The following is a 15,269-nucleotide window of genomic DNA, read 5'->3' as shown; positions in this document are numbered from 1 at the left end:
CCGGCGTCCGGGCACGGATCCCGACGGGAGGCGTCTGCCGCGCACTCGGCGGCAGAGCGGTGCCGGCCTGCGTCCCGCCAGTGGCCCGGCGGGCACCCGCGGGCGGGTCTCTCGCAGCCCCGCCCGGTCCGGGGTGGGAGACTCGCAGCTCCCGCCCCGCTCCCCTCCCCTGGCGATCCGGGCGCCGACCTCCTGGCGGCGCTGGTGTGGTGGCGGATCGCGGGCGCACCGGACACTGAGGTGAGGTGAAGCCTGGGCGAGAGGCGGAAGGCTGACCGGTATGACCGTCGTGGTGTGGATCGTCGAGGGCACCTGGCCCGCCTGCGTGGACGCCGCCCGCACCTACGCGGCCGACGGCTCCGAGATCGTGCTCGTGCACGTGGCCGACGAAGAACTTCCGGCCATCGCGCACGGCGCGTTCGCCGGCCTCCTCGGCCGCGGCCGCCCGGACCAGGATCCGAGCAGCCGGCTGGAGGAGCTGGCCGCCGAATCCGCCCGGCAGTTGCTTGAGCAGGCAGCCGACCGGCTCGACCTACCCTGCACCCGCCTCGCCCGCACCGGCCGCATCGAACGCGAGGTCATCGCCGCCGCCCAGGACGCCGACCTGCTGATCGTGGCCCGCGACGGCGACCGCAGCCGCCTGGGCCCCCACAGCCTTGCCCGCACAGCCGCTTCGTCATCGACCACGCCCCCTGCCCCGTCCTCCTCGTCCGGCCCGAAAGCGCATCCGACCTGTCCAGCATCCCGGCCCCGCCGCACCACCCGCCCCACCCACCGCACGCGCTGCGCGAGGTCGATGCGCTGCGTCCGCCGAGCCGTCGAAAAATCCTCAAGGCCGTACCGGGACTGGCCCTGGACACCTTTCTGGTAACCGGCGGCCTGGCCACCTCACCCGCGCAGGCCGCGACCCGCGCCAAGGGCAGCCCGGCATCGCGCTGGGTGAAGGCCCACCGCGACCGACTGCCCACCGGCTACGCCGAGTTCGCTTCCCAACCCGCCAGCTACCGGCGCGCCATCTACGCAGCGCTGGCCCCCTCGGCCCGCAGCGATCTGTGGGTGGCGCACTTCGCCCACTACCGCACCACACACCCCCATCTGTCAGCCGAGCAGTCCGCCGTCCTGAACGACGCAACGCGGCTGGCACCGCACCTCATCACCAGCCGCCGGCAGACCACAGCCGCCCAGGCGCTGGAGACGGCGGCGATCGCGGCGTTCGGCGAAAGCGGGGCCCAAGCCATCCTCCGCACGCTCGGCCCCGCCGACACACACGAGACGGCGCCACGGAGCGATCAGAACATCCAGGTCATGGACTGCAACTCCCAGTGCGCCGGGACCGGAAGCTGCGACATGGTGTGCTACGCCTCACCGTGGTGGTGCAACTGGACCGACTACAGTTGCGGCCCCCTGTGGCTGGGACCATGCAACGGAGTCTGCGCCCCCTAAAACCCCGCGAGGCGCGGGCCCACGAGGTAGCCCGGGCCGGGACCGTGCGAGCCAGTGACCGTCACCGCCCTGTCCCACTTCACGCCCACGCCTCCCGGCCCTCCAGCGTGCGATGGGCTCGGACACGTCGTTCGGTCGGCACCCCCGGGACTGGACCGCACCGCGGTAGTGCCGGGGCTTGTCGCGCGCCCCCGGGTCTGATTGGGTTCGGCGCGCCGGATCCGCGAAGGGCGCGGACGGCGGGAGGGAACAGGCAGCGTGCATCCCACGGCGCAGCACAGCATCCAGGAACCGCTCCCCGACGGGCTCGCACCAGCGATACGGCAGACGGCCGCTGACATCGCCACCCTGCTGCACAGCGTCGGCGACACGAGCGTGGCCGTACCTGACTCGCAGTGGACCCTCGGCGAGGCGGCCGCCCACCTGGCACTGGCCAACGAGCTGATGGCCGACCTCGCCGCCGGGCGCGAACGCCCCTACGGGGACGGCACACCGCAGAGCCTGGCCGCCGTCAACGCACACGCCCTCGCCACGTTCACCGAACGCAGGGCACAGCCGCTCGCGTCCATGATCCAAGATCAGGCCGACGCATTCCTAGCCGCCGTTCGTCAAGGCTCCAGCCACGAGAGCGCCGCCGGCCCGACCCTCCTCACGCCGCTGGGCCCCATGAACCGGCACGTGCTCGCCTCCTACCTGCTGACCCACATGCTGGGCCACGGCTACGACCTCGCCCGCGCACTCAAACGCGCCCACATGATCGACCGCGACCGGGCCGCGCTGTGCCTGCCGTTCCTCCTCACGGCCATGCCCCGCGTCGCCGACCCGGCCGCCATCGCCCACCTGACCGCCCGCTACACCATTCGCCTAAGGCGCGGCCCGGCCTTCGGCGTCCACGTCGACAACGGCGCCGTGAATGTGACCCCCACCCCGCCGGAACGTGCCGACTGCACCATCCTGATCGAACCCGTGACCTTCCTCCTCGTAGCGCTCGGCCGCCGCAACCCATGGCGGGCCATGGCACACGGACACATCCTTGCCTGGGGACGCAAACCCTGGCTCGCTCCCCGCTTCCCGACCCTGTTCACCGCACCCTGACCCCGGGATCCCCCCGCCCGGCCCGCCCACCAAATCCCGCCGCCGGCCCGCCCAGCACGAGCCCGGCGGGCAGCACCAAGCCTGCTCGAAACCCGATACAAGCCGGAACACAAGGCCGCAGACTGCCGCGAATGACCGCCGTCGTATGGATCGCCGAGGGCACCAGGCCCGCCTGCATGAACTCCGCCCACACGCACACGGCCGACGGAGCGGACATCATGCATGCGCACGTGGCCGACGAGGAACTCCCGGCCATCGCGCACGGCGCGTTCGCCGGCCTCCTGGGCCGCGGCCACCCGGAACATGATCCCGGCAGCCGGGTCGAGCAGCTCGCCGCCGAATCCGCCCAGCAACTACTTGAGCAGGCGGCCGACCGTCCGGGGGGCGCCCTGCCTGCGTTGAGGGTCTGCCGGCCGGGTAGCCGGGTCCGCGCACGCCGGACGATTACTCAGGCCCGGTCCAGGTCGGCGTGCAGCAGGTGGTGGTCCGAGTACGGGGTGGGATGCACGCCCTCGTCGAGGGGGGCGATGCCGCGCAGGAAGACGTAGTCGAACCTGCTGTGCCAGTCGGTGCTCGGCGCGCAGAGATCAGCGGCCGACGGCCTGCACTGCAGGTCGGCATCCTGGGCCAACTGCCACAGTGCGGCGAGTTCGGGGGCGTTAGGTGCGGCGTTGAAATCACCGAGGACGATTGCGCGGTGGTGCTCGGCGACGGCCGCCGACAAGACCCGGGCCTGGCTCGCCCTCACCGCCTCCTGACGCCGTTCGGCGAGGTGGGTGTTGAAGACCCGCACCAACCGGCCGCCCACCTCGGTGGTCACCGCCATGTAGCCGCGGTCCTCCGAGCCGCCCTCGGGGTACTCCACCGTGACCTGGTCCGCCATCGGCGCCGCCGACAGAATCGCCTGCCCGTAGGCCCCCGGACGCCAGGGCACACCCCCGCAGCGGCCCCAGCTACGCAGCGCCGGCCCGTAGGCGACGTGATACACCAGCCCGTAGCGGCTCTCCAGGTATCTGCGGATCCGCCCAACGTCCCCCGCACACGCCTCCTGCACACCGATGACCTGCGGCGCGTACACGGCGATCTGCGCCGCCCGGTCCACGTCGCTCGCCCCGCACGGATTGCACAGATTCCACGTCAGAACCCGGCCCGCCACCACCTCCCGGCCACCACCGGCAGGCCGCGACCCGGCCCAGGGCACCCCGCCCGGCCCGCCGGATCCGGCGAGCACCATGCACGCCACGATCACCACGCCCGCAAGCAACCCCACAGCCCGTCCGCGCACACCGCCCCCTCCGTCGCTCGTCGACGCCGCCACCCACCTCGAGGGTCGCACCATCCCCCCGACGCCCCCATGGAGCGTCGCACCACTCCACCGATACCCATCGCCCCTCCACGACGCCGAACAGCAGGCCGCCGCGGGTCACAAGACGCCGACGACCGCGCCGGCGCCAAAGCCCGCGCCGCGGAGCCAGCAGATTTACAGCGGGCTCAGCCCGCCACCTGCGAACTGCGGGTTTCCCTGCGACTGCCGTTGTCGGGGGACGCCTGAGGGAAGCAGCGTCTTCCCCACCGGATGACGGCCTGCCAGTTTGCGTCCGGTAGGCGTACGAGATCACCGTGAGATCTTCGTCGTTCACGAGCCGCGGGGAAGCTCAGTGCAGCACCCACCAGGGGTTGCTGGCTCCGCCCCCTATGCGGTTCAACGTGATCGAGTGCGCGCAAGCGAGCCGAAGAGCCGCGGCGTGCCCACCGCTTAGAAGAGAGTGGTCTGCTTTCGCGTGATTAATGCCGTGACACGCGGCGGAGTCGTCTAAGGGGTGCAAGGCGCGGTCAGCGCCACCGCGTACTCACCGGAAGCTACAGTTCCGCGGGCTCAGTCAACACCTCTACCACCTCTTGTCCTTGGTGGGCGCGTTCAGCGATGCTTCGTCCCGAAGCAACTTGGGTGGGAGCGCTGTCTTGGGCAGGTGTGCCCGTCACCTGCACTGATCGTCCGCACACGTCCGCGGTTGTCCGCTGGTGTTCGTCGGCGTTGTCACGCAGTTAGACGCTCACCCGGTGCGGTGCTCGTGCAGAGGAACCTCCTGTGAGCATCTTTTGAGCGCCGGCCTGCGAGCCCGCTGCCCCGCCGTCCGGCCTGGAGAGTGCTGTAACGCCCTGAACCGCGGGGGAAGGGCTGGGCAAGCACGCTGCGGGGCAGACTACTTGGCGGCATAGACGAGGCGGTCATTGGGCAATTTGATCGAGGGGCACCGGCCTATATGGGGGACACGTGAGCTTGGCGGTTCAACTTCCAGCCCTGATAGGCGTAGTGATCGGGGGGGTCGTCTCCTTCGCCGGTAGTGCGCTTTCTGAGCGGTTCCGATGGAAGCGGGATGTACAACGCGAGTGGAGTCAGCGCCGATTCGAGGCGTACCGAGAGCTAATCCATGTAGCACATGTTCAGGTTGGCGCTGCGCGTTCGCTTGCTACAACGAGGAATCTCGTCGAAGGACCCCCTCCCATTTCTGTTGAAGACGGGATGAAAGAGATCGCTGAATCTGATAGACGCCTGGCACTCGCATACGAAACGGTACAAATGATTGGTGATGAGTAAGTTGGTAGGGCTGCACATGAGTTTCGCTCGGCCTTGTGGCAACTGAGTGACTACGCGCGCGGATTAATTGACGTGGACGCAGCGGAGTGGGAAAATGCGTATAAGAGATACAGGATATCGCGTGACGGATTCCATTCCGCGATTCGTCACGATCTCGGCATAGCTGGGCGAGGGTATCAGCGCAATACAGCAGGAATTTCCTCTCGTCCCCCACCGTTGGGTAGCCGTGAGATGAGCAGGTAGTGCTTTCGAGCTCGACGCCGTTAAACCCCCGCTTTAGGAGAGAGGCTGGGGTGTGCAGCAGTTGACCTGCGGCTTGTTGGATGGCGCCCACCACTGGGAACGTGCTCGCTCGGCACCATTGTTGACCGCAACTGACCGCAGCAACTGGCACGACTATGGCACCTAGCCTCCCACCGTTCCTCCTGCCAGGTTAACGCTCACGACTGGCTGGGTACCCATACAACTCTTCGATCTGCCGCTCGGCGCGGGGGCACGCAGCCATCATTCCGTTTGGTGTCTCGTAGCTGCTGGTGGGCTGTTCCGTACAGTCCTTCTCGCCATGCCACGAGCAGCCACCGCGCCTTCCCACCGTGCCCTCGCGGTGCAAGTTCGCGTCGTAGGTGTACTTCACGATGGTCACGAGAGCTCCTGAAGCGCGTGCGGCCGAAGGCACGACGGTAGCGAGTGCCGACGGCTCAGAACCAGACGCACCGCATGTGGAAGCTGGAGGGTGGCAAGTCCTTGAACTGGCTGACACAGCTCTCTGCTTGGGAAGCTGCGGGCATTTGGATGCGGTTCGGGCTTTGACCTGGGTGAACTTCGGCCGATGACCCGTCCGTTGACGTGAGTTCCAAGGGGCAGTGTTGAGACCGTTGCTGGCCAGCTTCGGTCTATGTCATCGTCCGGCCAACTGAACTCGGGCATTGGCCAATCATGGTCAGAGCGCTCGACGTTGTCGACAGAAGCTCGCAACGCTGCACCGCTCGGACCGCGAGGCCAACACTCTTTCCAACTGTGGTGGTGGGGTGCCGGGCCGTGTGCGGGGGCGTTCAGCTGCGTTCATCGGCGGCTCGTCACCAGGCTGGGATCGGCTCCGGGTCTTGGCTGAACGCCGGTGAACCGGGCTGAAGGAGACGGAAACTGAGGCGGGGTAGCGGTGGCGTGGGCGGACGCTCACCAGCCACGCTCGCGGGCCATGGTGATGAGCGTTTCGGCCTCGGAGGAGCGGTCGGCCAGTTCGCCGGCGCTGCGGATCTGCTCTTCGGTCATGCCGCGCTTCACCAGCTGGATCGCTTCGTGAATCCCGTCTCCGTTGCCGCGGTCGAGCATGGCCAGGAACCAGCGCACGGCCTGGACCGGGTCGGGAGCCGTGCCCAGACCGTCGCGGTACCAGCAAGCGGCGGCGAACATCGAACCCGCGTGGCCTCGCTCCGCGGCATGCAAGTACCAGCTCAGCGCTTCGGCGTCCTCATCGATCGCAGCGAGGCGATCACCAAGTACGGCAGCGGCCTGTGTCACGCCCCCTTCGACTGCTTGGCGCAGCAGACGCAGGGACTCCTCGTGGTCTCGCGCCCGGGCATCACCGGTGATGTACATGCCCGCCAGGTTGAAAGCGGCGTACGCGTCCCCGGCCTTCACGGCCGCTGTGAAGAGGGCCTCGGCCTGGAATGTGTCTGCCTGCACTCCGCGGCCGGTGCGGTACAGGAAGCCCAAAGTGCGCTGGGCCGCCGGATGCCCGGCCCTTGCCGCAGCTGTTGCGTAGGTCAGCACCATCGGCAGAGCCGAATCGTCCACGAAGTCGAGCAGTGCCCCGGCCAGCAGAGCCTGGGCGTCGACGTCCCCGGCATCGGCCAGGGCCTTGAGAGGCGCGATCCCCGTGAGCACCAGGTTCGCCGACTCGAGACTGCCGGCGTTGGAACCAGCGATCCAGGCAGTGACAGCGGCCTTCCAGTCTTCCCTGGCAGCGGCTTGCCGACCTGTCTCGATGAACTCGGCGGCTCTATCGGGAGGGACAGGAACATCGCTCATAGCGAGACATCCTGCCGCACGTCACGCCAGCACGGATCACGAGGACGGTGCAGGGTGACAGACCGGTAGCAGGCACCTTCCTCTCCCCCGAGACCTGAGCTTGGGAAGCTCGGGTTATCTACGGGTGGTTGCTGGGCTGACCTGTGGCGGAGCGGCTACGGGGTCTGACTGGCCAGCGGCCCGGTCCCCGTTATTCCCCGTGGTTCCCCGCACGACCTGGCACGGTTCTGGCACGACCTCTTCGTCTCGAACTCTCGGCTGGGAGTCACCCGGGGCTAACGGGTTGGTCGGTCGGCCATTGACGGCTGTTGGCGGAGGCTGCGGTCGCGGTGGTTGCTGTACTCCGCTGCTGTACGACAACCGTCAGGGAGTGCCGATGGCTGCCTCAAACGTGTGCCACGTCGGGAAAATGACCAGCCTGGGACCAGCGAGTTCGGGCATACTCGTCTGTTCGCCTGCTGGCGGGCCCTGGTGGACCAGGCCGTTCCCTGCCTTGAGAGGCCGCTGATGCCCGCTACCCACGAACCGCTGCACCGTGCTGCCGAAGACTTGGTCCTGGAGGTGCTTGCCGAGCTGGCTGAGACGGCATCCGGATGGCGTCTCTTGAAGTGGTGTAGTCGGGCCGAGTCCCGGAACGCGCGGGTGTCTGCTCGGGGCGTGCATCCGCTGGCGGTACATGCTCCCTGAACAAGGGCAGGCCATCGCGCAAGTCTCCCTGGTGAACGGGCAGTTCAACCGGAGGAGCACGCGATGGCCTTATCCCAGTCTGAGCTGATGCGGCTGCTGGAGTCACTACGTCGGGCCGATGGAGTTGAGGCAATCAGGGTGGTGTGCGAGCGCATCCTGCAGGAGCTCATCGAGGCCGAGGCCACTGACGTGATCGGTGCCGCACCGCGCGAGCACACCGACAAGCGCACGACCTGGCGCAACGGACAGCGGGACCGGCTGCTGACCACGCAGGCCGGTGACCTGGACCTGAAGATCCCGAAGGTGCGGACCGGATCGTTCTTCCCGTCGCTGCTGGAACGCCGGCGGCGGATCGACCGGGCCCTGTTCGCCGTGGTGATGGAGGCATACGTGCACGGCGTGTCCACCCGCAGCGTGGATGACCTGGTCAAAGCACTCGGTGCGGACTCCGGGGTCTCCAAGTCCGAGGTCTCGCGGATCTGCGGTGAGCTGGATGAGGAACTGACCGCGTTCAAGGAACGGCCGCTGGATCACACCGTCTTCCCCTACGTCTTCCTGGACGCCACCTACTGCAAGGCCCGCGTGAATCACCGGATCGCCTCGCAAGCGGTGGTCATCGCGACCGGGATCTCCGCCACCGGGCTCCGCGAGATCCTTGGTGTGATGGTCGGGGACAGCGAGTCGAAGCCGTTCTGGACCAAGTTCCTGCGCTCGTTGCGGGCCCGTGGCCTGGAGCACGTCCAGCTGGTCATCTCCGACAGCCACAGCGGCCTGGTCGCCGCGATCCGCACGGTCTTCCTCGGATCGGCCTGGCAGCGCTGCCGCGTTCACTTCGTCCGCGACGTCTTCGCGGTGATCGAAAAGGGCTCGGGAGAGATGGTCGCGGCCACCATCCGCACCATCTTCGCGCAGACCACCGCCGCGGCTGTCCGCACCCAGCTGAACGTGGTCGCCGACATGCTCGGACGACAGTTCCCGCAGGTCAAGACGATGCTGCTGGACGCCGCGGTCGACATCACAGCCTTCGCGGACTTCCCGTCGGCGCACTGGAAGAAGATCTGGTCGACCAACCCGCTGGAGCGGCTGAACCGGGAGATCAAACGGCGGGCCGACGTCGTCCAGGTCTTTCCCAACCCTGCCGCCCTGGAGCGACTCGCCGCAGCCGTCCTGGCCGAACTCCACGACGAATGGCAGGTCTTCGACCGCCGCTACCTCTCCGAAGCCTCCATGGCCGAACTCTTCACTGCTCAGCCAACCCCGCCCGAACCACAGATCACCCCGCAACCGGAATCGAAACAGCTGCCGTGACTACACCACCCAGCGGGACATGACCCCGTGTGCCTGTAGCTGGCGCCAGAGGGACTTCAGGCACCCGTGTCCTGTAGCGCAGTGACGGCCTGCGCGGTAACGGCGCCAATGGCGCGGCTGATCGCCGCGTCGTCCGAGCCAGGCCGGGATCAAGTGAAAACAGCGGCGGCATATCGGCGACCGTCGGGATAGGAGATCACGCCGATCTCGTTGCGGATCACGCCGACCAGGCTGCCGCTCTTGGCCGCGACCCGTACTGGCAGCCGGAACCCGCTGGCGATCCGGTGACGGGTCAACTGCCTGGCCATCACGGCGCGCACACGTTCGCATGCGGCGGCTGGGCCCGCCTGGTCCGTCCAGATCAGCCGCAGTAGGTCGACCATGTCACGAGGCGTGGTTCGGGTCCCCTGCGACGGGTCGAAGGCGCGGGAGGCAAGGAGCCTCTCGTCGGCGTGCGCCATCTCCTCTGCCGATGCGCTGGCTGCCCAGGCCAGCGAGTCCTTCCAACTGGCACAGCCGAGGTCCTCGCCAATGGAGTCGAGCATGGTCTGCAGGTCGGACTCGATCACGGTGCCGGTCAGCCCGAGCCGCGTCGCTGTCGCGTTGAGCGCGTCAACGCCGACTCGCCGCAGCAGAGCGTCGGTGGTGTGGTTGTCGCTGATAGTGAGCATCAGGACGACCATGTCTCGCCATGAGAGCACGGCGTCGTCGTTGAAGAGCGAGATCCCGACTGGGCCTGGAGTGCGGTCGGCAGCACTCAGGGTCACCTGCTCGCACGGGTCCAACCGGCCTTCGGCGAACGAAGTCTCCGCCTCCAGGGCGACCTGCACCTTGACCACCGAGGCCGGGACCACAGGCTCATCAGCACGCAGGCCGAACTCGGCGTCGCCTTCCAACGCCTGGACACGTAATGCGCCTTCACAGCCAGCCTGTTCGAAAATCTCTCGAATGCCGTCCGTCATGGCGTCGATTGTGTCAGCACACAGGCGCAAGATCACGAGGTCGCACTGGAGTACTAGGGTCCGTCTTCAAACGGATCTTGCCCAGAGCAGGAATGACGCGAGTGTGACCGCTGCTTCGTAGGAGGTGGCGGTCTTCTTGTATCGGGTGGCGATTCCACGGAAGCCTTTGAGCCGGTTGAAGCAGCGTTCGACGACGTTGCGTTGACGGTAGACCTGCCGATCGAACATCGGTGGCCGCCCGCCGCGACGCCCGCGGTTGTGCCGGTGTCGCTGCTGGTCGGTCTTCTCTGGGATGGTCTGCACGATGCCGCGTTTGCGCAGGTAGGCGCGGAAGCCGCGAGAGCTGTAGGCCTTGTCGGCGATGACCTGGTCAGGCCTGCAGCGGGGTCGGCCCGCGCCGGTGCGAGGGACACGGATGCGCTCCAGAAGAGGTCGCGCCCAGATACTGTCGTGGCGTTGGCCGGGTGTCATCAGGACTGCGAGCGGGCGCCCCTTGCCGTCGCAGGCGAGATGGATTTTGGTCGTCAGTCCGCCTCGGGATCGGCCGAGGGCGTGATCGTCCGGTTCGTCCGGCCTGTTGGTCCCCCTTTTCGGCCGGTGGCGGCGGCGTGCTGGTGGGCGCGGACGATGGTGGAGTCGATCTGGATGAGCCAGTCGATGTCGCCGGCCGCGTCCGCACAGGCCTGGATCTGCTGAAGAGCTTTCGTGAACACGCCGTCCAGGGCGTAACGGCGGAAGCGGGTGTAGACGGTCTGCCATGGGCCGTAGCGTTCCGGCAGGTCACGCCAGGAGATCCCAGTGCGGATCTTGTAAACCATCCCGTTGATGACCTACCGGTCCGACACTCGCGGCCGGCCCGTCGCGGCCCGCGGTATCAGTGGAGCGAGTAACTCCCACTCCTGATCGGTGAGTTCATGTCGGCGTATCACCCCACCATGATCCACCACCCGATGATCTTTGAAGACGGACCCTAAAGACTGTCCCGTAACCACGGGCCATCCCCTCAACGACGGGTCGCTCCGCGCCCCCGGGGGTTAGCCGAAGATGAGCTCAACGTCCTTGTCCACGCAGAACCGAAGGACGCTGATCAACTGCCTGACGTCTTCGATGCGCCGTCGAAGGACGGGGGTGCTGTCGTCCGGATGACGTTGGTCGAGAATCGCTTCCAGCCGAGGCAACATGGCCGCGCATTGAGCGGGTGCGAGGTCGGGGCCATCGTCGTCTGGATGGTTGAGCAGTGGCGCCAGCGTGGTGGAGACGCTGCGCCACTGGCGCTCTCCGCCGAAGCCGTCCATCTCAGTGAGGGTGATCCCCTCGACCTGGGCCAACCACTTCCTGAACATGCTGAAGCCGGTGTAGGACCAGGAGATGTCCGGGCTCGCCACATCGTCGTCGCCGGGGAAGAGCATCAGTCCCACCTTGTCCCCCTTGGTTGCTCGTAGCCCAGGATCGCCGTGGGGAAGGGCGTCGGCAACTGAAATGATCTCCAGATGGCTGGCGTGATCACGGCGGCGGAGCCGTCCTGGATAGCCCCGTTCACCGGATTGAGCCCGCGCACCTTGAGCAAGCTGGTGACCCAGCTGCGTAGGGAGGGTGTGGACGCGCCGCGGCGCGGGCGGCCGTGGAGGCTGCCGCTGGCGGACCGTGTGCTGCTTGTCGCCGCGTACTGGCGGACCAACCTGACGTTGCGCCAACTGGCGCCACTATTCGGTGTGTCGAAGTCCGCGGCCAGTCGCGTCATTGACCACCTCGGCCCGAAGCTCGCGCTCAAGCCACGCAAGCGGTTCGCGAAGGACGCAGTGCTGATCGTGGACGGCACCCTGGTACCCACCCGTGACCGCAGCATCGCCGAGCAGTCCAAGAACTATAGGTACTCCACCGCCCACCAAGTCGTCATCGACGCCGACACCCGCGTGGTCGTGGTAGTCGGCCGGCCCGTGCCCGGCAACCGTCACGACTCCCGTGGCTGGGAGGAGTCTGGTGCCAAGGACGCCGTCGGCCACACCATGACCATTGCCGACGGGGGCTATCAGGGCACCGGACTCGTCATCCCGCACCGCCGCAGCAAGGGCAATCGACTCCCGGCTTGGAAGGAGGAACACAACCGCTCCCACAAGCGAGTTCGGGCGCGCGTCGAGCACACCTTCGCCCGAATGAAGGGCTGGAAGATCCTCCGCGACTGCCGTCTGAAAGGCGACGGCGTCCACCACGCCATGCTCGGCATTGCCCGCCTGTACAACCTCGTCCTCACCGGATAACTGAGCCGACCGCGCCGTCCGCAGCACCTGCAAGATCACTTACGGGACAACCTTTAGTTGTCCCCCGCCTCGGGCCAGAGCGCTCTGCCGGCGGTTCGTTCCTGCTCACTCTGCGGAGGCAGAGTCCTGCTGCACTGGAACAGTCCACTCGGGACCGGTGTGCCGATGACCAGGTCTGTGCCGCGCGCATCACATCGGGGTATGCGGATTGGCCTGTTCGAAGGCGATGTACTGGCGCAGATCCTTGATCGCACCGTTCACGGCCGCGGACGGACTCTTTCAAAGGCGTCCGCCCACGAGCCCACGACTCATCCCATTTATGGGCCGGGTACTGCATCCTGACCAGGTGCATCACGAGATCGTGCAGGGGAGCGCCGTAGGTTACCAACTCCCAGTCCACGCTGATCAGAGGCGCCGCCGTACGACATGATCAGGTTGTCGCGGTGCAGTTCCGTGTGGAGCACGCTGTAGGGGCGCCTGGCCATGGCGGGCACCCGCTGGGCCAGTGGGAGCTGGGCGTCTTCCGGGATGCCGACGCCCGCGTCGCGCAACCGTTTCTCCTTGTCCTCGTTACGCGCGTAGCCCAGAAACGCGGGTCGGCCGGTCCGTTCCCCCGCTCGGCCATGCCCGCCCCTCCCCGTTGGCATGTCAGAGGAGCGTCACATGCCGCCATCGCTTCCCTTGGCCTGCCTCTGCGGCCTGCGCGCCGCGAACAATGACCCGACGTCAGGCCAGTTGGCCTGCCGGACCTGCGGCATCACCGCAAGGAGGTCTGCCACTGCCTGCATGAGCAGGGAGTCGACGGGCTGTGCCGTTGCCGCAGGTACCCGAAAGGGGTACGCCTTCCACATAGCCGTGAATGGCGAATCCCTTCCCTTGAGAAGAGACGCGCTGGGCAGGTCTCCCCCCTCAGGATTCCGAGGATCGCCGCCTCGTCCGCCCAGGTCCTGATCACCACGGGGGGGCGCACCCCGGTGTGCCGCGTTGATTGGCACGCGGTCGTATCGGGGAGTTTCTGCAGAAGTTCGAGAGTGTCTGTGCCTCGAGGAAGCTTCCGGGCACACTCGAGCGTGGCATGGTGTAAATGGGTGTGTGCAGATGTATGGCTCAGGGCCCCCGCTCCTGGCCGCAAACCTTTCGCGGGGACCCCTCGCCCTATCTGTGGTCGTCAGCCTCCTGGTGTTAGTGCCAGGGGCTGGCGGCCCGGTGCAGCTCTATTCCCGCCTCGACGACGCGCAGTGTCCAGTACGTGGCCGCCATCACCGCCCCGGTGACGACGCAGGCTCCTCGAACCCGACGCCACCAAGGGCGCCGCTCACCCACAGGGCGGCGGATATTCCTCCGAACCATCGCAATCCTCCTCTCTCGTGTCGATCAGCCAATCCCGTCCCGAGAGCTCTCGAGACCCGGGTGTCCGAGAGGGCATCGATGGGGAGGGCTGTATCGGGTGTCGCCACTTCAACAAGCCAGCGCTCCAACTCAACTTGCTTACCGCAGGGTTATACAGGGAACGACCAGAGTCCCAGTCGAGTGGCCACAACGGGTGGTTGCCACTCTTTTGCACCTGATGCCGTCGGCTGGCGCTTTTTGTGCCGTCCCTTTGCGTACGAACTGCGGCTTTGTGCCGTCCCTTTGCGTACGAACTGCGGCTGTTGCTCACTGGAGATGGCGGGCAGGCTAGCGCGCATTGCCATACCGATGAAATATCGGAAACCCGAAAAGGCGGTCACACTGTGTTACAGCCGCTTGGTGAAACCCAGTGATCCCACGTCGAGCGGCAGATGGCGAATCTGCAGGTCGACGTCGTCAACCAGCGCCTCTGTCCTTAGATCCGCCGTGGTGCGATCAACAGCTCCTTGGATGCGGCAGTGATCGGTACGACGCGCCAGCGAGGCGTTCGCTCAGGCCGAAGCGCCCCTGCGAGAAGCATGAAATAGTCCTGAACGTCTACACGTTGACGTCCGAGTAGTGCCTGCCCCACCAGCGCTTTCGCGCGTGGATTGGGAGCCCTAAGACAACGGCTCCAACGATCGCCGACCCGTCCTCTCAGGTCTTGATCAGCAAGGGATGCGCCTCAGTTCGGCGAATACGCACAGCAACGGAGGTGTCTCGATCACGATTCAGCGACCGCGTCATGGGTGCGGTCAGCGGCAGCCCGTAGTTCTGGTTGTGGACGCCGTTGCTCGCCTGCCTCAATCTCCCCGCACGCGTCACGAATGCCTCGTGGCGACATGATCCGAGATGTGACGTCGTCGATGAACTGGTCCTCGTACGCTCCGACGGGATCTTCAGCCGGCTCGGCAACTGAACGGCAGCAGACCGTGCTTCCTCACCGGCGGCGAGAGCGCCCGCGGGAGGTTAGGACGCCAGAACCTGTGGCCATCGTCGACGCCCAATACGCCGATCAAGTCCGAGGACTCGCTCGGCTGACCCCCGCGCCGGAGTCAGCCACGGCGCCGGACGCAAGTCCACCGCGTCGTCGTACGTCGTGTCGACCGGTCCGGCAGGTCAGTCGTCCAGAGCGGTCCCCACCCATGCCACGGGATGCCCTTCGGAGTTGGCCCCCAGGTGCGGGTACTCCGCTTCGTGCCCGACGTCCAGGACGCAGATCCTCCCCCACCTGCCGTGCTCGCACACGCGTCACGACCGTCACCGTCCTCGCAGCGACCGCGTTCGGCGCCCTCGGCGTGCCGGCCATGGCGGCTCCCATGCCGTGGGAGACCAGCAAGACCCCCACCGTCATCACCCACCACGCCACCTCCACGGCAGCCGGCGGCACCGGCACGGTCACCGTGCTGTGCTCGGCCAGCTGCTACGAGTAGACGCCAGCCACGGGAGACCTGAAGACCGCACGAGGGCCGGGGACTTGACTTTCCCCGGCCCCTG

General features: G+C 67.0%; 8 protein-coding genes and 2 pseudogenes. 5 read left to right on the top strand and 5 right to left on the bottom strand.

Annotated features, from left to right (window positions below):
* Window positions 1–280: 280 nt before the first annotated feature.
* The 3 genes and pseudogenes from ACIBN2_RS44025 to ACIBN2_RS44015 form a co-directional block, all read left to right on the top strand.
* A pseudogene (locus tag ACIBN2_RS44025) lies at window positions 281–777 on the top strand (universal stress protein); the annotation flags it as partial.
* 162 nt (window positions 778–939) lie between these two features.
* The gene (locus tag ACIBN2_RS44020) at window positions 940–1,443 is read left to right on the top strand and encodes a bacteriocin fulvocin C-related protein (protein ID WP_399143437.1); all 504 of its coding nucleotides are present in this window, start codon (window positions 940–942) and stop codon (window positions 1,441–1,443) included.
* A 258-nt stretch (window positions 1,444–1,701) separates the two neighbouring features.
* Window positions 1,702–2,538 (top strand): maleylpyruvate isomerase family mycothiol-dependent enzyme, encoded by an 837-nt coding sequence (locus ACIBN2_RS44015; protein ID WP_399143409.1) that lies wholly within the window; start codon window positions 1,702–1,704, stop codon window positions 2,536–2,538.
* Between the two features lie 448 nt (window positions 2,539–2,986).
* On the opposite strand, the gene ACIBN2_RS44010 is transcribed toward ACIBN2_RS44015, so the two are convergent.
* Window positions 2,987–3,772, bottom strand: coding sequence for an endonuclease/exonuclease/phosphatase family protein (locus ACIBN2_RS44010; RefSeq protein WP_399143408.1), 786 nt, complete (start codon window positions 3,770–3,772; stop codon window positions 2,987–2,989).
* Between the two features lie 2,541 nt (window positions 3,773–6,313).
* Window positions 6,314–7,168 carry a tetratricopeptide repeat protein gene (locus tag ACIBN2_RS44005; protein WP_399143407.1) on the bottom strand — a complete coding sequence of 285 codons (855 nt, stop codon included), beginning with the start codon at window positions 7,166–7,168 and terminating at the stop codon, window positions 6,314–6,316.
* A gap of 750 nt (window positions 7,169–7,918) precedes the next feature.
* On the opposite strand from ACIBN2_RS44005, the gene ACIBN2_RS44000 reads away from it, so the two are divergent.
* Entirely contained in the window at window positions 7,919–9,163 is a 1,245-nt protein-coding gene (locus ACIBN2_RS44000) for an IS256 family transposase (protein WP_399143406.1), read from the top strand.
* A 149-nt stretch (window positions 9,164–9,312) separates the two neighbouring features.
* Here ACIBN2_RS44000 and ACIBN2_RS43995 read toward each other — a convergent pair whose 3' ends face one another.
* The 3 genes and pseudogenes from ACIBN2_RS43995 to ACIBN2_RS43985 form a co-directional block, all read right to left on the bottom strand.
* The gene (locus ACIBN2_RS43995) at window positions 9,313–10,125 is read right to left on the bottom strand and encodes a serine hydrolase (RefSeq protein WP_399143405.1); all 813 of its coding nucleotides are present in this window, start codon (window positions 10,123–10,125) and stop codon (window positions 9,313–9,315) included.
* 66 nt (window positions 10,126–10,191) lie between these two features.
* Window positions 10,192–11,051: pseudogene (locus ACIBN2_RS43990) on the bottom strand (IS5 family transposase).
* 108 nt (window positions 11,052–11,159) lie between these two features.
* Entirely contained in the window at window positions 11,160–11,534 is a 375-nt protein-coding gene (locus tag ACIBN2_RS43985) for a hypothetical protein (RefSeq protein WP_399143436.1), read from the bottom strand.
* Window positions 11,535–11,615: 81 nt separating this feature from the next.
* On the opposite strand from ACIBN2_RS43985, the gene ACIBN2_RS43980 reads away from it, so the two are divergent.
* Window positions 11,616–12,383, top strand: coding sequence for a transposase (locus ACIBN2_RS43980; RefSeq protein ID WP_399143404.1), 768 nt, complete (start codon window positions 11,616–11,618; stop codon window positions 12,381–12,383).
* Window positions 12,384–15,269 lie beyond the last annotated feature (2,886 nt).

This window comes from Streptomyces sp. NPDC050534 (genome assembly GCF_044457745.1).
In the GTDB taxonomy this organism is placed as follows: Bacteria; Actinomycetota; Actinomycetes; order Streptomycetales; family Streptomycetaceae; genus Streptomyces.
Note: the sequence above shows the minus strand (reverse complement) of the source record. Positions and strands in the feature narration are given on the sequence as shown.